The 25,085-nt window shown below is 36.8% G+C and carries 24 protein-coding genes, 1 pseudogene and 1 other annotated feature; of the genes and pseudogenes, 22 read left to right on the forward strand and 3 right to left on the reverse strand.

The genetic code is table 11. The annotated features are described in order from the left end of the window. The 11 genes and pseudogenes from VIL26_07965 to VIL26_08015 all read left to right on the forward strand — a co-directional run. The coding region (locus VIL26_07965; protein ID HEY8390862.1) for a glycoside hydrolase family 43 protein at positions 1-1,150 on the forward strand (1,150 nt) is incomplete at its 5' end. Continuing rightward, a complete protein-coding gene (locus tag VIL26_07970; protein ID HEY8390863.1) occupies positions 1,150-2,607 on the forward strand; it encodes an arabinan endo-1,5-alpha-L-arabinosidase in 1,458 nt (485 codons plus the stop codon). The genes VIL26_07965 and VIL26_07970, both read left to right, overlap by 1 nt. A gap of 41 nt (positions 2,608-2,648) precedes the next feature. After that, positions 2,649-4,136 carry an alpha-N-arabinofuranosidase gene (locus VIL26_07975; protein HEY8390864.1) on the forward strand — a complete coding sequence of 496 codons (1,488 nt, stop codon included), beginning with the start codon at positions 2,649-2,651 and terminating at the stop codon, positions 4,134-4,136. Positions 4,137-4,340: 204 nt separating this feature from the next. Then, positions 4,341-5,093 carry a sporulation protein YtxC gene (gene ytxC / locus VIL26_07980; protein HEY8390865.1) on the forward strand — a complete coding sequence of 251 codons (753 nt, stop codon included), beginning with the start codon at positions 4,341-4,343 and terminating at the stop codon, positions 5,091-5,093. A 174-nt stretch (positions 5,094-5,267) separates the two neighbouring features. Further along, positions 5,268-6,992 (forward strand): annotated as a pseudogene (thrS, locus tag VIL26_07985) (threonine--tRNA ligase). Positions 6,993-7,445: 453 nt separating this feature from the next. Further along, positions 7,446-7,565, forward strand: a sequence feature (ribosomal protein L20 leader region). Positions 7,566-7,578: 13 nt separating this feature from the next. Then, positions 7,579-8,094 (forward strand): translation initiation factor IF-3, encoded by a 516-nt coding sequence (gene infC / locus VIL26_07990; GenBank protein ID HEY8390866.1) that lies wholly within the window; start codon positions 7,579-7,581, stop codon positions 8,092-8,094. Between the two features lie 20 nt (positions 8,095-8,114). After that, the gene (gene rpmI / locus VIL26_07995) at positions 8,115-8,309 is read left to right on the forward strand and encodes a 50S ribosomal protein L35 (protein HEY8390867.1); all 195 of its coding nucleotides are present in this window, start codon (positions 8,115-8,117) and stop codon (positions 8,307-8,309) included. 17 nt (positions 8,310-8,326) lie between these two features. Continuing rightward, positions 8,327-8,680 (forward strand): 50S ribosomal protein L20, encoded by a 354-nt coding sequence (gene rplT, locus VIL26_08000; GenBank protein HEY8390868.1) that lies wholly within the window; start codon positions 8,327-8,329, stop codon positions 8,678-8,680. 40 nt (positions 8,681-8,720) lie between these two features. Continuing rightward, positions 8,721-9,470: an RNA methyltransferase gene (locus VIL26_08005; protein ID HEY8390869.1), complete on the forward strand. Its 750-nt coding sequence runs from the start codon at positions 8,721-8,723 to the stop codon at positions 9,468-9,470. 4 nt (positions 9,471-9,474) lie between these two features. Beyond that, the gene (locus tag VIL26_08010) at positions 9,475-10,209 is read left to right on the forward strand and encodes a YebC/PmpR family DNA-binding transcriptional regulator (protein ID HEY8390870.1); all 735 of its coding nucleotides are present in this window, start codon (positions 9,475-9,477) and stop codon (positions 10,207-10,209) included. Positions 10,210-10,230: 21 nt separating this feature from the next. Beyond that, entirely contained in the window at positions 10,231-11,475 is a 1,245-nt protein-coding gene (locus VIL26_08015; protein HEY8390871.1) for a glutamate-5-semialdehyde dehydrogenase, read from the forward strand. A 6-nt stretch (positions 11,476-11,481) separates the two neighbouring features. Here VIL26_08015 and VIL26_08020 read toward each other — a convergent pair whose 3' ends face one another. From VIL26_08020 to VIL26_08030, 3 genes are all read right to left on the reverse strand, one after another. Beyond that, a complete protein-coding gene (locus tag VIL26_08020; GenBank protein ID HEY8390872.1) occupies positions 11,482-11,688 on the reverse strand; it encodes a hypothetical protein in 207 nt (68 codons plus the stop codon). 229 nt (positions 11,689-11,917) lie between these two features. Next, positions 11,918-13,291: an argininosuccinate lyase gene (gene argH, locus VIL26_08025; protein ID HEY8390873.1), complete on the reverse strand. Its 1,374-nt coding sequence runs from the start codon at positions 13,289-13,291 to the stop codon at positions 11,918-11,920. 10 nt (positions 13,292-13,301) lie between these two features. Beyond that, positions 13,302-14,519 (reverse strand): argininosuccinate synthase, encoded by a 1,218-nt coding sequence (locus tag VIL26_08030; GenBank protein ID HEY8390874.1) that lies wholly within the window; start codon positions 14,517-14,519, stop codon positions 13,302-13,304. A gap of 157 nt (positions 14,520-14,676) precedes the next feature. Between VIL26_08030 and ruvC the strand changes: the two genes are divergently transcribed. The 11 genes from ruvC (at position 14,677) to scfB (ending at position 25,077) form a co-directional block, all read left to right on the forward strand. Further along, positions 14,677-15,171 carry a crossover junction endodeoxyribonuclease RuvC gene (gene ruvC, locus VIL26_08035; protein ID HEY8390875.1) on the forward strand — a complete coding sequence of 165 codons (495 nt, stop codon included), beginning with the start codon at positions 14,677-14,679 and terminating at the stop codon, positions 15,169-15,171. A 39-nt stretch (positions 15,172-15,210) separates the two neighbouring features. Beyond that, positions 15,211-15,795, forward strand: a complete 585-nt coding sequence (gene ruvA / locus VIL26_08040) for a Holliday junction branch migration protein RuvA (protein ID HEY8390876.1) — start codon at positions 15,211-15,213, stop codon at positions 15,793-15,795. A 1-nt stretch (position 15,796) separates the two neighbouring features. Further along, positions 15,797-16,843, forward strand: coding sequence for a Holliday junction branch migration DNA helicase RuvB (ruvB, locus tag VIL26_08045; protein ID HEY8390877.1), 1,047 nt, complete (start codon positions 15,797-15,799; stop codon positions 16,841-16,843). 5 nt (positions 16,844-16,848) lie between these two features. Further along, positions 16,849-17,868 carry a tRNA preQ1(34) S-adenosylmethionine ribosyltransferase-isomerase QueA gene (gene queA / locus VIL26_08050; protein HEY8390878.1) on the forward strand — a complete coding sequence of 340 codons (1,020 nt, stop codon included), beginning with the start codon at positions 16,849-16,851 and terminating at the stop codon, positions 17,866-17,868. Positions 17,869-17,878: 10 nt separating this feature from the next. Then, entirely contained in the window at positions 17,879-19,003 is a 1,125-nt protein-coding gene (tgt, locus tag VIL26_08055) for a tRNA guanosine(34) transglycosylase Tgt (GenBank protein ID HEY8390879.1), read from the forward strand. Positions 19,004-19,108: 105 nt separating this feature from the next. Further along, positions 19,109-19,504: a preprotein translocase subunit YajC gene (gene yajC, locus VIL26_08060; GenBank protein HEY8390880.1), complete on the forward strand. Its 396-nt coding sequence runs from the start codon at positions 19,109-19,111 to the stop codon at positions 19,502-19,504. A gap of 246 nt (positions 19,505-19,750) precedes the next feature. Then, a complete protein-coding gene (locus VIL26_08065; protein ID HEY8390881.1) occupies positions 19,751-20,809 on the forward strand; it encodes a metallophosphoesterase in 1,059 nt (352 codons plus the stop codon). Further along, on the forward strand, positions 20,806-22,818 hold the full coding sequence (locus tag VIL26_08070; protein ID HEY8390882.1) for a hypothetical protein: 2,013 nt from the start codon (positions 20,806-20,808) through the stop codon (positions 22,816-22,818). Before VIL26_08065 ends, VIL26_08070 begins: the two co-directional genes overlap by 4 nt. 141 nt (positions 22,819-22,959) lie before the next feature. Beyond that, a complete protein-coding gene (locus VIL26_08075) occupies positions 22,960-23,379 on the forward strand; it encodes a TIGR04086 family membrane protein (protein ID HEY8390883.1) in 420 nt (139 codons plus the stop codon). A 93-nt stretch (positions 23,380-23,472) separates the two neighbouring features. After that, on the forward strand, positions 23,473-23,646 hold the full coding sequence (gene scfA, locus VIL26_08080; GenBank protein HEY8390884.1) for a six-cysteine ranthipeptide SCIFF: 174 nt from the start codon (positions 23,473-23,475) through the stop codon (positions 23,644-23,646). A 75-nt stretch (positions 23,647-23,721) separates the two neighbouring features. Continuing rightward, on the forward strand, positions 23,722-25,077 hold the full coding sequence (scfB, locus tag VIL26_08085) for a thioether cross-link-forming SCIFF peptide maturase (GenBank protein ID HEY8390885.1): 1,356 nt from the start codon (positions 23,722-23,724) through the stop codon (positions 25,075-25,077). Positions 25,078-25,085 lie beyond the last annotated feature (8 nt).

Below are 25,085 nucleotides of genomic sequence, written 5' to 3' on the forward strand. Positions count from 1 at the left end.
TATCAAGGGAAATGACGGAAAGTTTTGGCTTTATTATTCTATGACTGGATATTTTGGCGGATCTAGAAGCTGTATTGGTTTGGCTAAAGCCGATAATGTTTTGGGACCTTATAAGCATGACAGTATTATCATAAAATCCCCTGCAGGCTGGGCTACTCCAAACACTATTGACGCCCAAGTAATATTTGAACAAAATGACCGTTCTAAGCAGATGTGGCTTGTTTATGGCTCATTTGGAAAAGGCATTCATATGATAAAACTTGACAGTCAAACGGGAAGAAGACTAGACAATCCTGAATATACAGGTACATACAATCTGGTAAACGGTGAAGACGCTTATTATGGAATAAGGATTGCCGGAGAAGGCGGCGGAATGGAAGGACCGGTATTGACGTATCATCCTGATGTAAAAGTGTATAACGAATCCACTGGTAAATATGAAACCAAAAGTTATTATTATCTGTTTACATCATACGGCGATCTTACTTCTACTTATCATATAAGAACTGCTAGGTCAGAAAGCATTACAGGACCTTATGTCGATGTTACAGGTCAGCAATTAAAATCTAATACTAGTAAGTGGGAGAATAGCACAGGCAATAAAGTTATGGGCTCTTTCCAATGGAGCGGATATGACGTAGACTTTAACGCTCCTGGACATAATGACCTTTATACTTTGGATAACGGCGTTAACCTTATGGTTTACCATTGCAGAACATATTACTTTGAAAACACTGGCAAGGGATCGGGCAATAACTATCATTATTTATATTTGTCTCAATATGCCTTTAATGAAGACGGACAAATAGTGGTTAACCCTAACCGCTATGCTTATGAATGGTTAAGACCAATCGACAAAAACGAGCTCCTAGATAAAAGCAACGGCAAGTACAAATTGATTATATTAGATTCTTCTACTACCAATAAAAAATCTGTTGCTGTTACCTTGAATGCTGATGGCACAATTACAGGCAGCAAGACCGGAACATGGGAACATAAAGGCGAGAATTATATCACGATAAGAATTGACAATGTGGTATATAAAGGCGTGATTATGCCGGCATGGCTGCAGGAAGAAAAAGCGGCAGGACTTACGATTTCTGCAATGTCTTCTAACGGAATGGCATTGTATATGAATATGGATTTCTAATGAAAAAGATATTTTCTCTTATTTTAGCTGTATTGTTGGCATTTACGATTGGATTGATTGGCGGATGCAATCGTAATATAGACGATACACCAAAAGATACCAAAGACGATATGGAAAAAGAAATGGCTTATCCTGATAATCCACAATTTTTAGCATTTGACCAATTAATGGGGCAACGAAATTATTTTGAGCAAAAAGAAATGTACGCCCATGATCCTTCTATCTTTCAGGATACAGACGGAACATTTTATGTGTTCTCTACTCATGGCAACGGCGATTTTCAAGTTCAAATAAGAAAATCCACAGACCTTATAAACTTTGAAACTTTGCCTTGCGCTATAAGCAATGACGAATTGACAGAAGGGAAAAATTATACAGGCCAAACAAACGTAGATGTTTGGGCGCCAGATGTAATAAAAGGTTCAGACGGCAAGTATTGGTTGTATTATTCGATGTCAACCTTTGGAAGTCAGACATCGTATATCGGACTTGCCAAGGCTGATAAGGTTACTGGGCCATATTACCATGATTCTATGGTAATAACCTCAAAACAAGGCGATTCTGGACCTAATTGCATTGATCCAAACATAATAAAAGATCCAAAATCCCAAAAGCTGTATATGGTTTATGGCTCTTTTGCGGGTGGAATATATATAAAAGAACTTGATGCTAGTACAGGCAGAGCGTTAGATAATAACTTTGGCGTGCGGCTTGTAGGAAGAAACAATGCATGGATGGCAATAGAAGGACCTTATATAGTATATAATCCAAAATTTAAAAATTATTATTTGTTTTTATCCTATGGCAGTTTGTCATCTGATTACAATATACGCGTTGCGCGAAGTTCAAAAATCGACGGCGAATATGTAGATGCTGACGGCAACAATTTGAGCCTTATGACTGATTTGAGTCAAAATTATGGTACTAAGATTTTGGGTGGATATGCTTTTACACAAGACAGTAAAAATGAACTTAAAAACGGCTGGATGGCACCCGGACATAATTCTGTGATTAATACTTCTAAAGGGTGGTTTTTGGTTCATCATGTACGCACATATCGATATGGTGAAGGACCTTTTATGATGCAGGTCAGAAAAATGGTGTTTAACGAAGACGGCTGGCCTGTGGTGTCGCCCTTTAGATATGCTGGAGAATTAAGCAACACATATACATCAGAAAAAATCGCAGGACAATATCAATTTATTTTTCAAGGCAAGGACACATCAAGTATCGCAAAAACAGCAGTTTTGGTAAACCTTGAAAAAGACGGACATGTGTCTAGTGATGAATTTAGCGGTCGATACAGCGTAGCTAAAGACGGTAAAATGACTATGTATATAGGCGATATAGTATATAAGGGCTTTATACAAGCGACATGGGATAATGACGCAAATCAAAAAACACTTGCAATTTCTTTGCTGGGCGCAGGAGAAAGCGTTATTGCAAGGCGTATATAATAAAAAACAAAATTAAAACTAAAAAACAGGAGCAAGATATCATGAAAAAAGCAAAAATATTTGCAGATAAGAATATGCAAATCGGCAAAGTCGAGCCTGAAATGTTTGGTTCGTTTATAGAGCATCTTGGAAGGGCGGTTTATGAAGGTATTTATGAGCCAGGTCATTATGCGGCTGATGAAAATGGATTTAGAACAGACGTAATAAAATTGATAAAAGAATTAGGTGTTCCTGTCGTAAGATACCCAGGTGGCAATTTTGTCAGCGGATATAATTGGAAAGACGGTATAGGTCCCAAAGAAAACAGACCGCGCCGCCTTGACTATGCTTGGAAATCCACCGAGACCAATCAGTTTGGTACAGACGAATTTATGAAGTGGTGCAAAAAAACAGAGATTCAGCCTATGATGGCGGTGAACTTAGGTACAGGCACTCCTCAGGACGCAGGCTATCTTGTAGAATATTGCAACCATCCAGGCAATACATATTACAGCGAATTGAGAAAACAAAACGGAAGCGAAAAGCCTTATGATGTAAAGTATTGGTGTCTAGGCAATGAAATGGACGGACCTTGGCAGATATGTCATCTAGACGCAGTTGACTATTCCAAAAAAGCGCTTGAAACGGCTAAAATTATGAAATGGGTGGATGACAGAGTTAAGCTTGTCGCCTGCGGAAGTTCAAGCGTAGATCTTGCAAGTTATCCGGATTGGGATAGAGTAGTTTTGGAAAACCTTTATGACCATGCAGACTATCTATCTATACATCAATATTATTGGAACCAAGGCGTAGATAATGATTTTTATGCTAGTTATCAGCGCATGGATGATTTTATAAAGACAGCTATTGCAACCTGCGACTTTGTAAAAGCAAAAAAGCGTTCCCAAAAGACGATTTACTTGAGCTTTGACGAATGGAATGTATGGTACTTAACTCAAACCAAACTGGAAAACTGGACAGAAGCCCCGCATATCTTGGAAGATGTATATACCTTGCAGGATGCTATAGTGTTTGGCGGACTTATGAATACGCTTTTGAATAACTGCCATAGAGTAAAAATGGCATGTCTTGCGCAGCTTGTCAATGTCATTGCACCTATAGCAACCCAAAAAGGCAAGGAAGCAATCAAGCAGACGACATTCTATCCTTTCAAATATGTAAGCCAGTATGGACGCGGCAATGCGCTTATGACTATAAGCGAATGCGATAAACTTGATTCAAAACATGGCGAATTTAAGACTTTAAGCCAATCCATAATATATGACGAAAAGAATAACAGCATTGCGATATTCATTTCTAATTACAGCGAGGATACAACTCAGGCTGAAATAGAGTTAAGGTCGTTTGGGGATTTGGAAGTTTTGGAACATGTTGTTTTAAATGGTACAGATCTAAAAGCTGTCAATGACTTTAACAATCCTAATAGAATTACGCCTAAGAATGTTGAAACAGGCAATATAAAAGACAGCAAGCTCGCTGTTCAACTGCCACCCCTTTCATGGAATATGATAAGAATCAAAATAAAATAATAAATAACCCTCTTATTTCCTCATCGAACGCGTAAAAAAAGCATTGAAGTTTTTCAATGCTTTTTTAACTTTTTTTATTCCTTGATAGCAATTAACCAAAAACCTCAAAAAAAGGCAAAAATATCTAAGATAATAAAAGTCTATTAATCTTCAAAAAAGTTTAATTTGAATTTTACTTGCATAAACTATTGCAAGAGGTTTTTTATGTGGGAAATAAGCATCAGCATTGATTCAAAGAAAGCGGCTTGCATAGACAATCTTATGCGCGATATAAGTCCTTATGTTAAAAAAGCCGGTGGAGTAATGGCTCGCGGCAGAACATTGACGAGGGATTATCTGTCCTTAGCTTGTGAAGACTGCAACCAAAAGCTAATAACGGATGCTTTGCATGACATAATTTCAGATATAATCATAACTGATTTTAAGCTAGAATACCTGCTGGAAAATTCGCGCCTGCCTATTACTAACCGCATCAGCTATAATGCTTTTATTAAGGCGCTTGTGGAATTTGACAGAGAATTTGACAGGGAGATGGTGATAAAAAAACTATTTTTCAAAAAAGAACTTATGCTAGACGGCTTTTATCATTTCCGTCTAAAAGAACTCAGAAGCCGCTGGCAAGAAATCTGCGACCTAGCCAATAACAATTCTATATATCTATCATATCATGAAACATTTCTGGAATTATTAAAGTTTTTGGTTAACACTATCAATTCAAAACTCGAAGAAGTACATATTTTTGATGAAAACGGCAAATATGTTTTTTATGATAAAGACATGAACAGATTGAAAAATGAAGAATTTCATTTAGACGAAGAAATAAACAGCGATACATTAATTCCATCGCTTATCAATCTTTCACCCCAAAAGATTGTATTTTATAGCATAGACAAACTGCCTGTTGTAATAGTAAATATGATAAGCAGTATTTTTGAAAACAGGATTGAAGTTAGATAAACATCGCCGTTTTTAAAAAACGGCTTTTTTTATATCTTGTAGAAGTAAAACAGTGTTTGTGCATATTTCATTGACTGTCCAAATTTTTGGGTATATAATCAAATAAATAATTTTTAAAAGATAATTAATTTATTGATATATTGGAGAAAAATTATTATGGAATTAGAGATTTTAAGACACAGTGCATCACATTTGCTGGCGCATGCTATTAAGCGTTTGTATCCCGATACTTTGTTTGCTATCGGCCCTACAACTAAGACAGGCTTTTATTATGATTTCGAATTTTCCACGCCCATAACAATGGCGGATTTTGATAAGATAGAACAAGAAATGACTAAAATCGCTAAGGAAAATCTTAAGATTGAGAGATTTGAATTGCCGCGTGATGAGGCAATTAAACTTATGCAAGAACAAAATCAGCCTTACAAAGTTGAACTTATCAATGATTTGCCTGAAGGTGAAGTTATAAGTTTTTATCGTCAAGGCGATTTCGTTGACCTTTGCCGCGGTCCTCATGTCAATTACACTTCTAAAATCAAGCATTTCAAACTTTTGTCTTTGACCGGCGCTTATTGGCGCGGCAGCGAAAAGAACAAAATGCTTACCCGTATTTACGGTACAGCTTTTGCTACTCGTGAAGAATTGGATGCATATATCAACGCTTTGGAAGAAGCAAAAAAGCGCGACCATAACAAGCTGGGCAGAGAGCTTGGAATATTTATGACTGAAGAAAATATAGGTCAAGGTTTGCCTTTGTTTATGCCTAAAGGCGCTAAGATAATGCAAAAACTTATGAGATGGGTAGAAGACGAAGAAGAACGCAGAGGCTATGTCTTGACTCGTACGCCTTATATGGCAAAAAGCAATCTATATAAGATAAGCGGACACTGGGATCATTATCTAGATGGAATGTTTGTCTTAGGGGAAGAAGATGTGGATGATGGTCTAAAGGCGCTTCGTCCTATGACCTGTCCTTTCCAATATATGATTTATAAAAACGGCGTAAAAAGCTATAGAGATTTGCCTATTCGCTATGCCGAAACATCTACTTTGTTTAGAAACGAAAACAGCGGCGAAATGCATGGCTTGATAAGAGTTCGTCAGTTTACCTTAAGCGATGGTCATATTATTTGCAGACCAGACCAGATAAAAGACGAATTTAAAAATGCATTAGAATTATCTTATTATTTGCTTGATACTTTGGGCTTAAGAGAAGATATAACCTTCAGATTCTCTAAATGGGATCCCAATAATAAAGAAAAATATATTGATGATCCTGAAAGATGGGAAGAAACACAAAATCTTATGAAAGAGATTTTGGACGGACTCAATATAGATTATGTTGAAGGCATAGGAGAAGCAGCTTTCTATGGTCCTAAGCTTGATTTCCAGATCAAGAATGTTTACGGAAAAGAAGATACTTTGATCACTATCCAGATTGACTTTGCCCTTGCAGAAAGATTTGGAATGGAATACACTGATGCTGACGGAACCAAAAAGCATCCATATATATTACACAGAAGTTCAATAGGCTGCTATGAAAGAACGCTTGCTTTATTGATTGAAAAATATGCAGGTGCTTTCCCGACCTGGCTTGCGCCTGTTCAAGTTGTGGTTATGTCTTTGACTGACCGTACAATACCCGAAGTTCAACAGGTTGCAGACGAGTTGACCAAAGCAGGCATATCTGTTCAAAAAGATATCAGAGCAGAAAAGATCGGCTACAAGATAAGAGAAGCGCAAGTTAATAAAGTTCCGTATATGCTGATTATCGGCGATAAGGATAAAGAAGCCGGTGTTGTAAGCGTAAGAAGCAGAAAAGACGGCGATATAGGACAATTTAAGTTAGAAGACTTTATCAAGAAGATTAGAGAAGAAATAGACACTAAGAGCAGATAAAATATTAGATATTAAAAAAACGGCATTGTTTTAAATGCCGTTTTTTTATATTCAAAATTTAAATTATCTTAATTAATTTATATAAAAAAAGGGCTGTTTTAAAAACAGCCCTTTTTTTGGTTTTAAAATATTACGGAAATAACTTATGTTATTTCTTTACGGGTTTAGCAGGTTTTTCGGGCTTAGAAGGAGCTGAAGTCGGCTTCTTTGTTGTGTCTGCCATAATTTACTTACCTCCTTGATTTTTTAAAATCGACTTCATTATACTACTTGCAATATCAAAGTCAATAATTATATTGGTGTAAAATTTTTTGGTATATCTTAAAAATCAATGAACAAAATTGATAAAAAGGTATATAATTAAATGGGTTGCTATGTTTGCAAACTGTAATATTTAATAAATAATATTGATAAAAACCATTGACAAAACAAACGCTATAATATAAAATAATTCAAGTAAAGCAGAAGTTATCTCTTCTCACCGGTTGGGATTCCCAAACCGAGTCAATATAAAGAATAATTTATATTTGATTTTTGAGAGCAGGTAATTTTTGCCTGCTAATTTTTTTATTTTTGGAGGTCGGTTATTTTTAAGGATTTAGAAATCAATGAAAGGATTCGTGACCGCGAGGTAAGGGTTATTGATGAGAATGGCACCCAGCTAGGCATTATGTCAGCATATGAGGCCAATAGAATAGCGGATGAAAAGAATCTTGATTTGGTTAAGATTTCGCCCACTGCCAATCCACCTGTTTGTAAGATAATGGATTACGGCAAGTACAGATTTGACGCGACAAAAAGAGAAAAAGACGCGCGCAAAAATCAAAAAGTAAGTGATTTGAAAGAGATTTGGCTGTCAATGACAATTGACAAGCATGACTTAGAGACCAAGGCGAAACAAGCTAGTAAGTTTATAGCCGGCGGCGACAAAGTCAAGGTATCCATCAAAATGAGAGGACGCCAGCAAGCATATTCTGATCTTGGTATGGAGGTTATGCAAAAGTTCTTTGAACTTTTGAAAGACGTTGCAGTTCAAGAAAAGAATGCATATAAAGAGGGCAAAAGTATAATAATGGTACTCTCACCCATGAAAGCAAAGTAAATTTACGGAGGAAACATAATATGCCTAAAATGAGAAGCCATAGCGGCGCAAAAAAGCGTTTCAGAGTTACCGGCAGCGGCAAACTGAAAAGAGGACAGCAAGGAAAAAATCATATATTAACTAAAAAACGCCGTAAGACAATAAGAAACTTGCGTCAGACACAATATGTAAGTTCAACGCAAGAAAAAACAATCAAGACTATAATTCAAGGTTAATGGAGGCGTGAATAGTTATGAGAATTAAGAGAGCAGTTAACGCAGTTAAAAAGCGTAGAAAAATATTAAGATTAGCAAAAGGTTATTTTGGTTCAAAATCAAAGCTATATAGAATAGCTCGTCAAGCTGTTATGAAATCCCAGATGTATGCTTACATCGGAAGAAGATTAAAAAAGAGAGATTTCAGAAAGCTTTGGATTGCACGTATTAATGCAGCAGCAAGAATCAACGGTCTTAGCTATAGTAAGTTTATGCATGGGCTAAAAACAGCAGGCATTAATCTTAACAGAAAGATGTTGGCAGATCTTGCAGTTAACGACGCAGCAGCATTTTCAGCACTTGCCGAAAAAGCAAAAGCCGCTGTAAAATAACAAATATAAAAGCCCATGCTTATGGGCTTTTTTGATAATTATGGAAGTAATAAAATCCCGTTCAAACGAAACCGTAAAAATGCTCAAAAAACTAGACCAAAAAAAATACAGGCAGGAGCTGGGGCTTTTTTTGGTTGAAGGGCACAAAATGCTAAAGGACTGCATAAAAGCAGGCTTTGAAATCGTTTTGGTGGCTATTTCTGAGTCCAAAGTGCAGGAATATGCTGAGTTTTTGAATATTTCCAAAACTGTGATTTTGCAAGACGGGGTTTTTGATAGTGTAAGCGATACCGTAAGTCCGCAAGGAATAATCGCCGTAGTTTTGCAAAAAAAAGCTACGTTAGCCTTGCCTTCTGGAGATTCGCTTATCTTAGACAATATCAATGATGCGGGCAATGTCGGTACAATGATTCGTACTGCGGCGGCGGCAGGTATAAGCGATATTTATCTTATCAACTGCGCCGATCCTTATAGTCCAAAAACAATTCGTAGCACCATGGGCGGAATCTTTTTTACGCGCATATATGAAATAGAGTATGATTTTCTTGACCAAATTAAGAAAAACAGCGTTATTTTGGGTGCGGATATGATTGGAACTGATTTTAGAAACTATAAGCGCAGTGGTGGTTTTATAAGCCTTGCAATAGGCAGCGAAGCCAACGGATTAAGTGAACAAGTAAGACAAAAATGTTCGCAATTTTTATCTATACCTATGAAAAACACCGAGTCGCTTAATGCGGCGATAAGTGCAGGAATTTTGATGTATTATTTAAGAAGTAAGGAGTTATGAAATTATGTCAGGGCATAGTAAATGGGCTAATATCAAACATAAAAAGGAAAAAGGCGATGCTCAAAAAGCAAAAATCTTTACCAAGATTGGCAGAGAAATAGCAGTTGCAGTAAAGCTAGGCGGATCTGATCCCAACAGCAATTCCAAACTAAGAGACATAATAGAAAAAGCCAGAGACAACAATATTCCTAACGATAATATAATAAGAAGTATAAAGAAAGCAGCGGGAGAACTTAACGCCGTAAACTATGAAGAAATCACCTATGAAGGCTATGGTGTAGGCGGCGTAGCTGTTATTGTTGATACTTTGACAGATAACAAAAACCGTACAGCGGGCGATGTGCGCCATATCTTTGCAAAATATGGCGGTTCATTAGGAACTACTGGAAGCGTATCTTTTATGTTTGATACCAAAGGGGTAGTTATAGCTCAAAGAGAAGATGAAAGCAAAGACGATGAAATAATGCTTTTGGCTGTGGATAATGGAGCAGACGACTTTTTGCCGGACGGCGACACTTATGAGATTTTGACTGATCCTACTAATATTCACAATCTTAGAAGTAGCTTAGAAAAAGCAGGTGTCAAGGTTGTTTCGGCTGATGTAGATAAAATTCCTCAAACCACAGTTAAACTAGACGCAGAAACAGCGCAAAAAATTCAGAATTTGATAGACGCTCTTGAAGAAGACGATGACGTTCAGAATGTTTATCACAATGCTGAATTGCCGGATGAAGAATAATAATTCTGTTTAGGTCAAGATATGGAAGATTTTATTGTTAATATCTGTTCGCGAGTTAAAAGTGCAAGTGTAGAGCTTGCATTATATGACACACAAAAAAAGAATGCGATTTTGGATCACATCGCTAAGGAATTGTTAAACAACAAGGACTTAATTTTGCGTGCCAATATTGCGGATTTGTCGAATAATAAAGAAAAGCCTTCTCATTATCTTGACCGTATGAAATTGACCGAAGGACGAATTCAAAGCATTGCTCAAGGCGTAAGAGATGTAATCGCCTTGGATGATCCTATAGGTCAGGTTATAGAACAGTTCACTGCACCCAAAAACGGTCTAAAAATTCATAAAGTCAGAGTACCATTGGGCGTAATCGGCATTATTTATGAAGCGCGCCCCAATGTTACAGTAGATACAGCGGTTTTGTGCCTAAAAAGTTCAAATGCGGTTATTTTGCGCGGCAGCCGTGATTGCATTAACAGCAATACTGTCTTAGTTGATATTATGAAAAACGCAATAAAAGACGCAGGCGGCAATCCTGATATTTTGGGATATGTAGATTGCACTCACGAACAAGCAATAGGCTTAATGCGCGCCAATGACTATATAGATGTTTTGGTTCCCAGAGGTTCTGAAAGACTTATAAAAACTGTTGTTCAAAATTCTACAATACCGGTAATAGAAACAGGCACAGGCAACTGTCATGTGTATGTGGAAAGTTCAGCGGATAAAGATATGGCAGTTGATATCGTAGTAAATGCCAAGGTTTCAAGACCGTCAGTATGCAATGCCGCAGAGAGCTTGTTAATAGACGAGAGCATATATCAAGAATATTTGCCGTTGATTTGCAATGCATTAACGGAACATGGAGTACAAATTAGAGGCTGCGAAAAGACCTGTCAGGTGTTTGATAAAGCAATTCCAGCAACTGAGAAGGATTATTATACAGAATTTTTGGATTATATAATTTCAGTAAAAGTAGTAAAAGATTATAACGAGGCGATAGAACATATCAACAAGTACGGAACAAAGCACAGCGAAAGCATTGTTACCAAAAACGATTATATCGCTCGAGAATTTACCAAAAGAGTAGATGCGGCGGCGGTTTATGTCAATGCTTCTACCCGCTTTACTGATGGTGGAGAATTTGGTTTTGGAGCCGAGTTGGGCATTTCAAATCAAAAGCTTCATGCCCGCGGTCCTGTCGGCTTGAAGGAGTTGACTTCGTATAAATATATAATTAACGGCAACGGTCAAATAAGACAGTAACTATTCTTAATAATAGTCTAAGTCAATGTCATCTGTATCATCTTCATACAGTTCGTTGTAATCGTCTCTTTTATAATTTTGATGAATTCCGTATAATTCTTCGTAAGCATCAGCTTGCTCATCTGTTTCAATTCCAGAAGGTATTAATCCTGTGCAGTCACTCATTGATGCGAGATTGTTTACATCATAAGTAATATCATCTTTATTATTCATTGATTTTCCTCCTGTATCTTATTGCATTAATTATATGCGTTTTTAGATGTTTTTATAAAAAATCAAAATTACTTTCAGTTATTACCATAATAGGATAAGAAATCAAAAAAGGTGAAAACCAAAGGACGATATATTCCTGAGTTCAAGATATATTTTAATGAAATTTTTATTATAGATTTTTAAATTTGGTATAAAAAAAGGCGGCCTATTTTGCCGCCCAAAAAATTATTTATAACTTTTTTAATTTTTCTTTCAAAATTTGAGTGCTTTTCAAAACACTCTGCGGCGAAGTTCCGCCCAAACTGTTTCTGTTTTTTACTACATTATCTAGTTTTACTGCGTCTATTATATCGCTTTCAAAAACATCAGAAAAACTTTTGAATTGATCTAAAGTTAATTGTTCTAATGCGAGATTGTTTTTGATACAAAACAGCACTATTTCGCCGGTAAGCTTGTGCGCATCTCTAAAAGGCACGCCTTTTTTGGCTAGATAATCTGCTATATCGGTAGCAGCTGAATATCCCCCGGAAGCCGACTTATACATCTTTTGAGTGTTGAATTTTGCAGTAGCAGCAACTCTTTCTAGTACATCAAGGCACATATTGACTGTATCCTCAGCATCAAACAACGCTTCCTTGTCTTCCTGCATATCTTTGTTATATGACAAAGGCAACGCCTTCAAAAGACATATTGACGAACTCAAATGTCCGGCAACCCTTGCGGTTTTTGCACGAATAAGTTCAAGCATATCTGGGTTTTTCTTTTGGGGCATTATGCTAGAACCTGTGGAATATTTGTCGTCTAGCGTAATAAAAGAAAACTCATCACACGCCCAATAAATCCATTCTTCAGATATTTTGGACATATGAATGCATATAATCGAAACGCAAGCAAGATATTCCACCAAAAAGTCTCTATCCGAAACAGAATCAAGCGAATTAAGAGATATTTCGGAAAAGCCAAGCAACTTACCTGTAAACTCTCGGTCAATAGGATAGGTGGTGCCGGCCAAAGCCCCGCTTCCAAGCGGCATGACATCAATTCTTTTTTTGGCGTCCATCAGTCTGTCTATATCACGCATAAACATACAAACATATGCATTAAAATAATGTCCCAAAGTAACAGGCTGAGCTTTTTGCATATGCGTAAAGCCAGGCATAATAGCGTCATTATATTTTTGCGCTAATTCTAATAAAGTATTGCACAGCTTTTTTAGCTTAAAGACAGTATTGTCAATGCTGTCTTTTAGATACATTCTGATATCCAGCGCAACCTGATCGTTTCTGGAACGCGCAGTATGCAGTTTTTTGCCTGCATCGCCTATGCGCTTGGTTAATTCCTGTTCTACAAAGCTGTGTATGTCTTCAGCATCTTTTATCTCTAATTTATGGTTTTGTATATCGTCAAGAATGCTTTCTAGCCCATTGATTATTGCTTCTGATTCTTGATTAGAAATTATCTTTTGCTTTCCAAGCATTTTGGCGTGCGCGATACTGCCCAAAATATCGTGCTTATATAAGCGCTTGTCAAACTTTAATGACGAATTAAAATCATCGGCAATTTTATCTGTGTTTTGCGTAAAAACGCCGCCCCATAATTTCATATCTGTTTCCTTATTTTTTGTTTTTCCAATTTTTTTGCTTCATGGCACGAACTTTTAAAGGCAGTCCGAACAGATTGATAAAGCCTTCCGCATCTTTTTGGTTATATACTTCGTCTTTTCCAAAAGTAGCTATATCCATATCATACAGTGAATAAGGAGAAGTAACGCCAGCAGGAATGATATTGCCCATAAAGAGTTTAAGTCTTACAGTGCCTGTAACGGTTTCTTGCGTCTTATCTACAAAGGCGGATAGACTTTCTCTTAACGGTGTGTACCAGCAGCCGTCATAAACAAGTTCTGCAAACTTAATAGCAACCAATTCTTTATAGTGCATTGTAGCGCGGTCTAGAGTTATTTCTTCAAGATTGTTATGCGCTGCGTACAAAATCGAACCCGCAGGATTTTCATAAACACCTCTTGACTTCATTCCTACGAGACGGTTTTCTACCATATCAGCAACACCTATGCCGTGTTTCGCTCCGATTTCGTTAAGTACGGTAAGAAGTTCGACAGGCGAATAGCTTTTTCCGTTAACCTTGACAGGAATACCTTTTTCAAATTCAATTTCCACATATTCAGGGGTTTGTGATGCTTGTGACAAAGGTTTTGTAACCATCAGCAATGATTCTTTAGGCTCATTGGCAGGGTTTTCTAGATCCTGACCTTCATGCGACAAGTGCCAGATGTTTCTATCCATACTGTAATTGTTTTGCTTTGTAACAGGAACAGGAATATTGTGCGCTTGTGCATAGTCAATAGCATCTTCACGAGATTTTATATCCCAAATACGCCAAGGTGCAATGATTTTAAATTCAGGCGCCAAAGCCTTGATTGTAAGTTCAAATCTTACTTGGTCGTTGCCTTTTCCGGTGCAGCCATGCGCTATCGCTACTGCTCCTTCTTTTTTTGCGATCTCAACCAATCTTTTGGCTATAACAGGACGGGCAAACGAAGTTCCCAAAAGATACTTTTTTTCATATACCGCACCAGCTTTTAAAGTGGGATAGATAAAGTCCGTTATAAACTCTTCTTTGAGGTCTTCGATATAGATTTTGGATGCGCCTGTTTTTATTGCTTTTTCTTTTAAAGGCGCAAGTTCTTCGCCTTGACCTACATCGGCTGCCATTGCGATTACATCATAATCATAATTTTCTTTTAACCAGCTGATTATAATTGAAGTATCCAGTCCGCCTGAATACGCTAAAACTACCTTTTCTTTTGCCATAATGATTCTCCTAAATAATTATTATCTTGACTAATAATGTTTATATGTTTATTATTGATAATATAACTTAGTAATATAATGCACTAAACTATGTATAATTATAAATCAGTATGCATAAATAGTCAATCAAAAAGCTAAATAAAATTAAAGGTGATTTTTTTTGATAATTTTGGGATTTGACCCTGGGTTTGCGATTGTAGGCTACGGGGTAATAGAAAAGGATAATAAAGGCGTGGTAAAACCTATTGACTATGGAGTCATAAACACGCCCAAAGACGAAAGCATGGCTGTTAGGCTTTCTATAATATACGACCAGATATGTGTTTTGATAGAAAAATTCAAGCCTGATGCAATCGCGATAGAAGAATTGTTTTTTAACACCAATACCAAAACAGCTATCAATGTTGCTCAAGCCAGAGGAGTAATTGTGGTTTGTTCAAACAAGTTTTGCGGCTCTCTTTATGAATATACGCCGCTTCAGATAAAACAGGCCATTACGGGCAACGGCCGTGCCGAAAAGCAGCAGATTCAGTATATGGTCAAAATGATGCTTGGTCTAAAAGCAGTTCCCAAGCCAGACGATGCTGCGGACGCTTTGGCAGTTGCGCTTACTCACGCCCAAACTAATGACTTATCCAATCAAAATATGCTATAATTTTTAAAACATAGGTTTATTAATTTTTTTGGAGAAATAATGTTTGATTTTATTAGTGGACGCATTGTTGATATACAGGATTCAAGAGTAATTTTAGAAAACAACGGAATAGGATACGAAATCTTTGTTACCAACGATACGCTTTCCAAATGCCAAAATAAAGACAAAGTTCAATTATATATATACATGCATATCAAAGAAGACGGAATCAGTCTTTTTGGCTTTTTTGACAAATCCGAAAAGCAGATGTTTTTAAGGCTTATTACAGTAAGCGGAATAGGTCCAAAGCTTGCATCTTCTATTCTTTCGGGCATTTCCTGTCAAAAGCTGGCTTTGGCTATTGCTTCAGGCGATACTTCAGCTTTGAACAAGATAAAAGGCGTAGGCAAAAAGACAGCCGAACGCATTGTCTTGGAACTTAAAGATAAGATCGCAACCGAAGACAATATTATGGTTTCGGATACAGACAAGGTTTTGGATATTGGCGACAATATAAACGATGCTATTTTTGCGCTTATGTCGCTGGGTATGACCAAAGCAGAAGCTATGGCCGCGGTTAATAAGGTTGCGGATAAATCAATGTCCGCAGAGCAGATTTTGGCCGAAGCATTGAAGAGAGGTTGAGATGGAAGACGATGTAAGATTTATAACAAGTACATTAACTCCGGAAGATATAGACAGCGAAGTAACTTTGCGCCCTCAAAGTCTCGATGAATTTATCGGTCAGGAAAAGATAAAGAGCAATCTAAAAGTTTATATAGAATCGGCAAAGTTAAGAGGCGAGCCTTTGGATCATGTAATGCTTTATGGTCCTCCGGGGCTTGGCAAGACAACCTTAGCGCATATTATCGCCAATGAACTTGGCGTTCAGTTTAAGATAACAAGCGGACCGGCGATTGAGCGCGCGAGCGATTTGGCGGCGGTGTTGACCAATCTTTCTCAAGGCGATGTCTTGTTTATTGATGAAATACACAGACTTAACCGATCGATAGAAGAAATACTTTATCCAGCAATGGAAGATTATTGCCTTGATTTTATGATAGGAAAAGGACCTTCTGCCCGTTCTATGCGGTTGAAATTACAGGGCTTTACTTTGATAGGCGCGACCACAAGAGCAGGGAACATTACAGGACCCTTAAGAGACCGTTTCGGGGTTATATTCCGCATGGAGATGTATACGCCCCAAGAGTTGGCAATAATTATTAAAAGGTCAGCAACTATTCTTAATATAAAAATAGCTGAAGACGCGGCATTTGAGATTGCTTCCCGTTCCAGAGGAACGCCCAGAATCGCCAACAGAATGCTAAAAAGAGTAAGAGATCATGCAGTAGTGCAGGGAAAATCAGAAATAGACCGAGCTATTGCAAAAAACGCTCTTGACAAAATGGATATTGATATGTTTGGTCTAGACGACGCGGACAGAAAACTTCTAAAAGCTATGATAGAAAAATTTGACGGCGGTCCTGTGGGAGTAGAAACGCTGTCAGCGGCGACTGGAGAAGAAGCGGTTACCATAGAAGATGTCATAGAGCCGTATTTGCTGCAGCTTGGATTTTTGTCGCGCACGCCAAGAGGCAGAATAGTATTGCCTGCAGCATATAAGCATCTGGGACTTAAGCCTAAGACCATACAAATGAGTATAGATGATATTACATTAGAGGACAATGACTAAACAGAATGGACAAAAGTGATTTTTATTATGATTTGCCGCAAGAACTTATTGCGCAAACACCCGTAGAGCCCAGAGATTCTAGCAGACTGCTAGTTTATGATAGAGCGACAGATACTGTATCACATAAGATTTTCAGGGATCTGGGCAGTTTTTTAAAAAAAGGCGATGTTTTGGTCGTCAATGAAACAAAAGTAATTCCAGCAAGACTATTAGGTCAAAAAATATCAACAGGCGCACATGCAGAGGTTTTGTTGCTAAAAAGGCTTAATCTTACAGATTGGGAAGTTTTATTAAAGCCTGCAAGAAGATTAAAGCCGGGAACAAAGATATCCTTCTCGAACAAGCTGTCATGCGAGGTCTTAAGTTCTGGCGAAGGAACATGGACAGTAAGATTTATTTTTGACGGCGTGTTTGAACAGATTTTGGATGAGCTGGGAACGATGCCTTTGCCGCCTTATATCAAGACAAGACTCAAAGATAATTCCCGTTATAACACCGTATATGCCAAAGTAGAGGGCAGTTCAGCAGCGCCTACTGCAGGACTTCATTTTACTAACCAATTAATTGAAAGTCTGAAAGCGCAGGGCGTTATTTTTGCAAAGGTTTTACTTAATGTCGGATTGGGAACTTTTTTGCCTGTAAAAAGCGAAAAAATAGAAGACCATCACATGCATACCGAATATTACGAAATGCCCAAAGATGCGGCGGACATAATTAATCTTGCCAAGCAGGAAAAAAGAAGAGTAATAGCGGTAGGCACAACATCAGTCAGAGTGCTAGAAAGCTGCGGTGACAGTCAAGGATTTGTCAAGCCTTGCAAGGGCAATACGAATATATTTATTTATCCTGGGTATAATTTCAAGGTTGTTGATTCACTTATAACCAATTTTCATCTGCCCGAATCCACTCTTATAATGCTTGTCAGCGCATTAATGGGCAGAGAAAAAACTCTTGAAATATACAACCTTGCTATAAAAGAAAGATATAGATTTTTCAGCTTTGGCGATGCAATGTTTATAATATAAAGGAAGATTAATGGAAACCTATTTTTCTTACAAAACGATTAAAGTATGTGCTCAAAGCGGAGCGCGAATAGGGGTTTTAAAAACACCGCATGGCGAAATAGAAACGCCTGTTTTTATGCCGGTAGGCACACAAGCCACGGTAAAAAGCCTGGCTCCGCGCGACCTAAAAGACGTAAAGGCGCAGATAATTTTATCCAATACTTATCACTTATATTTGCGTCCTGGACATAAGCTTGTAGAGCGTGCAGGCGGATTGCATAAGTTTATGGCATGGGACAGACCTATTTTGACAGACAGCGGCGGCTTTCAAGTGTTTTCGCTTGCAAAGTTAAGAAAAATAACAGATGACGGCGTTGAATTTTCTTCGCATATAGACGGAAGCGTTCACAAATTAACGCCCGAATATGTAATGGAGATAGAAAATTCTCTAGGTGCCGATATAATTATGGCTTTTGATGAATGTACTGAGGCAAACGCCGATTATGCTCAGGCAAAAAAAGCATATCAGCGTACTCTTGACTGGCTCAAACGCTGCTACAAAACTCATCAAAATCCCGTTCAGGCGTTGTTTCCTATTGTTCAAGGCAATATTTATGAAGACTTGCGCAGAGCTTCGATACAAGAAACCTTGCCCTACGCTAAGCACGGACTTGCCATAGGCGGTTTAAGTGTAGGAGAATCTGCCGAAGAGATGTACAAGATGCTGGATGTTTTACAGCCGTATTATCCTGAACATCTGCCTAGATATCTTATGGGCGTAGGCAGCGCCGATTATATATTAGAAGGCGTAATCAGGGGCATAGATATGTTTGACTGTGTTTTGCCTACACGCTTGGCGCGCAACGGAACAGCGATGACGGCTGAAGGTCAGCTTACGATAAGAAACAACGAATTTAAAGAAGACTTTTCACCCGTTGAACATGACTGCGACTGTTACACATGCCAGAACTTTTCAAGAGCATATATAAGACATCTTATTAATGTGGACGAAATTTTAGGCGGCAAACTTTTGAGTATTCATAATATAAGGTATTTAACTAGACTTACCGAGCAAATAAAAGACGCGATTTGGCATGACCGTTTGTTGGATTTTAGGACAGAATTTTATAAAAAATACAAAAAAACTGCAAAATAGGTAATATCACAAATTTATCAAACTTTTTTAATTTGATAAAATTTGGTTGTCAATAAACTAACAATAATATATTATTATAATTAGTTCAAAAAGGAGAATAATTTGATGTTAAAATATTTAGCAAGCACACCAAGTAAAGCTAATTTATGGGACAATTGGCCTTTGTTATTAGTTTTGGGTGTTTTATTGATAGTGTTCTTTGTATTGCCTATCTTTACCCAAAAGAAGAACAACAAAAAATATCAGGATATGATTAATAAAATCAATCTTGGAGATGAAGTTAAAACCATAGGCGGAGTTGTTGGTAAGGTAATAGAAATTCGAGAAAAATCTGCAACCGAAAAATATATGGTTATTGAAACAGGCGTTGGCGACAACAAGAGCACAATGATTTTTGATATGAACGCTCTTTTAAACGTGGTAACACCCGCTTTTGTAGCAGAAGACAATACCAAAACCGAAGAACCTAAAACTGATTCCGCTGAAGAAAAGAAAGAGTAAGTTTTTTTAAATAATCCAAAAATTAATGCGTTTGTTTAAATTCAAACGCATTTTTTATTTTAATGCAAAAAATTAATTAATAGGCATTAATAAAGCATTTACAAGATTAAACTTAAAATAAATTTTAATTTGTTTTTTTCCAGATTTAACCTTGAAAAAGATAATTTGATAATATATAATAAACATATAAGTTTATATATATGTAGCTTTTTGACATAAAAAATACTAAAGAGACGAGAAGGTACGATGAAAATAATTCACTGTTCGGACATTCATTTGGATTCTAAGCTAGAAGGCGTTAATTCTACCGAGCGTAACAATGAACTTTTAAGTACATTTTACAAAATGGTTGATTATGCAAAAAGTGAAAACGTACGCACTATTATTATCGCAGGCGATTTATTTGACTCTAGCCGCGTTTATGTCAAAACCAAAAACTATATAATTGATCTTATTTCCCAAACACCAGAAATTGATTTTTTATATCTAAAGGGCAACCACGATTTGTTTAGTCCTTTTGAAGGCATGGAAATGCCTGTTAATTTCAAACCTTTTTTTAATAAATGGACTCAATATGTCTATGACGATGTTACGATAACGGGAATAGAAACAGATGCCGAAAATTATCTTACATTATATTATGATCTAAGCCTTGATCCCAATAAAAAAAACATAGTAGTTATGCATGGCGCGGTTTCAACGGTTTCCAAAATGGATACTGTTAATATCGACGAACTAAAAGACAAGAACATAGACTATCTTGCCCTTGGTCATTACCATGCCTTTGTTTGCAAGCCTTTGGACAAAAGAGGGATTTATTGTTATAGCGGATGTCTAGAAAGCAGAGGTTTTGACGAAATCGGCGAAAAAGGTTTTGTGCTTATTGATACGGACCAAAAAATCAAACCTAGGTTGATTACCGGCTTTACATATCGCACTGTTTATGAAAGAGAAGTAGATATTACAGGGCTTAGTACCTATCTGAAGATAAAAAACGCTGTAATCAATGCAGTATCAGATATTGATAAAAGGCATTATCTCAAAATTAAACTCACAGGCAATTACAATCTCAACACCCAAAAAGATGTTCAACATCTTAGCCTTGATTTGAATTCTTTATTTTATTCTGTCAGAATTGAAGACAATACAGTTTTGGACATAAAGCCTGAAGAATATATGTATGATATTTCATTAAAAGGCGAGTTTATAAGAGCGGTGTTAAAGTCCGATTTGTCTCAAAAGCAAAAGGAAGATATTATTAACGTGGGTATAAAAGCATTAAAAGGCGAGGAAATAGCGCTATGATTTTGAAAAAATGCTTTGTGGAAAATTTTGGTACTTTACATAATTTTTCTTATGATTTTCAAAAAGGACTTAATATAATTCAGCAGGACAACGGCTGGGGAAAGACTACGTTGTCTGTGTTTATAAAATCAATGTTCTATGGATTGACGCCGTCCAGAAAATTATCCTTAGACGAGAACGAAAGAAAAAAGTACACTCCCTGGCAAGGCGGAAAATTCGGCGGTTATATTGAGTTTGAAATGGGAGAAAAAGCATACAGAATAGAAAGGTTTTTTGGCAAAAAAGAAAGCGAAGATACCTTTATGCTGTATGACCTTGGAACAAACAAACCTAGCACGGATTATTCCTCAAAAATAGGCTATGAGATATTCAAAATAGACGAAGAAGCGTACGAAAGAAGCACATTTTTTCCTCAAAAAAACTATAAGCTGGGAATCAACGATTCTATTAAGGCAAAATTAACCAACCTTATAGAAAGCACAGACGATATGGGCGGATTTTCGGAAGCGATAGAAAACATTAAACTGAAAAAAGGCGTTTATGAAAAACGCGGAAACAAAGGACTTATTGCCGAACTTGAAAACAGACAGCTTGAGTTATATGACGACTTGGAGCTTTGCAAAGAAAAAGAAAGAACCAAACAAAGACTTACCAAGCGATACAATAATTTGTTAAACGAACAAAGAGAACTTGAACTTCAAGCCCAAAAATTAAGACACGAAATTGATATCATCAAGGAAAACAGGGTAAAAAAAGAAGTTTACGAAAACTATCAAAGACTCAAGACTGATTATCAGCGCGCCTTATCTATGTATAACGGTGTTCAGTCCAACTTTAACAACAGACCTATATCAACTACTACTATGCGTGATCTTGACGAACGTATGTCGTCAATCACTAACGCGTCTTACAGAATAAAAGAATTTCATCAGCAAATAGAGAAAAACAAAGAGGAAGAAAAAAAGACAACAAACAAAGCCAAAACTTTAAGCTGGGTTTTGGGTGTTTTAGATATAATGCTGATTGGCGGCGGCGTTGCTTCATTGTTCATTGAACGTCTAATAGGTTATATACTGTTGGGATGCGCAGGCGCTTTGACCGTATTTAGTTTAATTTCGTTAATAATGATGCTGGTAAAAAAGGGTGTAAAAAAAGGAAAGACTCAAAAGCTTGAAAAAGAAGTACAAGCCTCTAACAGACAAGTAGCCAGCAATTCATATTATGTAACCAATACCTTAAGGTCTTATTACAGTGACGTCAATCAGAACAACTATTATGACAGATACAACGAACTAAAATACAGCGCAAGAATAGTCCAAGAAAGAGAAGAAGAAAAGAACCGTAAATACAAAGCACTTATGGACTATATAAAAGAAAAGAACATCAACGAAAGAGAAGTTGTAGATGTTACCAAACTTAAGACTGATTTTGGCACGTTGGAAACAGAGTTGTATGATGTTCAAAAGTTGCTGGACTCAAAAACGATAGAAATTATTAATCTCAAAAATGAAATAAAGCTCAATGAAAACTTTGTTAAGCAAAAAGATGAAATTTTGCAAGAGTTAAAACAAACTGAACAGGAAATAGAAAAGGCAAAATACAATGTGCAGACTTTGAGCCTTGCAATGGAATTCTTAGAAAAAGCCAGAGATACCTTATCGCTTAACTATCTTGACAAGATGGAATCAAGCTGCAAAAAGTACATAAGGCAGTTTAACAAGACAGACGACTTTAGCATAGATACAGATCTGGATGTCAAGATAGAAAAAAACGGCGAGAAAAAAGATTTGAGTTATTTTTCAGCAGGCCATAGAGATATAGTGGGGCTATGCACAAGGTTAGCGCTCATTGACGCCATGTTTGAAAAAGAAAAGCCTTTTATAGTGTTTGACGATCCTTTTGTAAACTATGACGACAACAACCTCGAAAAAGCAAAAGAAATTTTAACCAAAATCGCCCAAACCTATCAGGTTATTTATCTTGTATGTCATTCCAGCAGAGCACAATAAAGTGATCAAAGCTTCTATCTTTAGAAGCTTTTTTATTTTTTATCTAAAAATAGATTTTTCTTTGGACTTTTTTGTAACTATCATATTAGAAAACATATCGGCATATTTTATATTGAATATCTTATATGCAGGTGGATAATAATGAGTTTAAGTCTAAAAAAAGAAAAGTCAAAAACGACAAGTCCAAAGGTAGGCGAAATATATCTTGAAATTTTAAAAGGTTTGACCATTGCGCTTATTATAAGCCTAATCTTGATTTTGGCAATGGCATTAGTGATTACTTTTGTCGATGTGTCAGATACAGTAATAGCAATAATCAATCAGATAATAAAAGCTGTTTCTCTTCTTGTAGCAAGCATAGTTTCATTTAAAGAAAAATCCAAGGGCTGGAAAAAAGGCTTGATTTTGGGCGTAGTTTACATAATAGCGGCTTATATTATTTTTTCTTTGATGGAAGGCAAGTTTACATTCGGCTGGAGTATTTTGTTTGACCTCATCGCAGGTGCTGTAATGGGCATTGTATGCGGAATATTTGCTGTCAATTTGGGAAAAAAGAACTAAACAGTAATAGGTTAAAATTTCATTTTTTATAATATTTTCTTGATAAACGGGATGTTTTGGTATATAATCATTATATAAAATTAGGAGGAAGTTATGAAGCATATAAAAGTTATTGCAGCCAACACAATTGACAGAAGTAAGGGAACTGGTTGCGGAGAATGCCAGGCAAGCTGCCAGTCCGCATGCAAAACAAGCTGCACAGTAGCTAACCAAAACTGCGAAAAGAAAATAGTACGTAATCCCGTTATCAAAGTTTGCTTAGAATAAAATTTTTTATAAAGGTTGTAAAAAAAATTAGCTATGCAGTAATGTTTAAGTTACTGCATATTTTTTGTAATTGACATGGTACATAGTTTTAAAGTTTTAGACGATTATTTTTTGTTAGATAGTGAAAGCGGAAGTGTTTTTCATATTGATCGTGCTGCACATGAAGCTGTTCAGATAATGACAGGCAATGCGCCTTCTAAAAAAGAAATTTCTGACGACATAAAAGAAGCGATTAATGAGCTTGAGAGTTTGAAAGATCAAGGCGTGCTTTTTTGTCAACCGCCCGAACCCGAGGAGGTAAAGTACAACGGGGATATTAAGTCGATGTGCCTTAATATAAGCCACCGCTGCAACCTTAAGTGCAAATACTGCTTTGCAAAAGAGGGTACTTACGGCGGACAAGCTGCGGATATGAGCTTGGAAATAGCAAAAAAGGCTATTGACTTTTTGATAATGCACAGCGGTAAAAGGCACTTCTTGGAAATTGACTTTTTTGGCGGCGAACCAATTCTTAATTTTGATGTTGTAAAATCTGCGGTTGAATACGCCAAAGTTCAAGCGCCCAAGTTCAATAAAACATTCCGTTTTACCATTACCACTAACGGCGTTATTTTTAATGAAGACCAGATAGATTTTATTAATCAAAATATGTCCAATGTTGTCATCAGCATAGACGGCAGACCAGAGGTTCATAACAACGCGCGTCCTTTTGCAGGCGGACAAGAGAGCTATGACAAGGTTCTGAAGTTTGCCAAAAATTTTAGAAGTATAAGAGGCAGCAAGGATTATTATATAAGAGGTACATATACGGCTCAAAACCTGGATTTTGCAAATGATGTTCTTTGGATAAATGATCAGGGCTTTGACCAGATTTCAATCGAGCCTGTTGTTTTGCCTTATGAACATGTAATGGCAATTAAGCAAGAACATATTCAAAAAATAAAAGACGAATATGAGCGTTTGGCAAAAGAATATCTAGAACGCAGAAAGACCGAAAAATGGTTTAATTTCTTCCATTTCATGATTAATTTTGAAGGCGGACCTTGCGAGAAAAAGAGAGTAAGCGCATGCAGCGCAGGCAACGAATATGTCGCAATAGCGCCCGATGGATTGATATATCCTTGTCATCAATTTGTAGGCAATCATGATTTTGTTTTGGGCGACCTAAAAAATTGGAATAAGGATTCAAAATTACCGCTTAACGAAGAGATAAGAAATAAATTTCAAAACTGCAATATCCACACTAAACCTAAGTGTAAGAACTGTTTTGCAAAATACTATTGTTCGGGCGGATGTGCTGCCAATAACTATAATCTCAATAATGACATTAATGATCCGGTTGATGTTATGTGTGAAGTTATCAGAAAGCGTACTGAATGTGCTATCGCTGTTAACATATTGGAGAATTATTCTAAACAATCGGTTGACTAATAAAGTAT

This window comes from Clostridia bacterium, from assembly GCA_036562685.1.
Lineage (GTDB): Bacteria > Bacillota > Clostridia > Christensenellales > DUVY01 > DUVY01.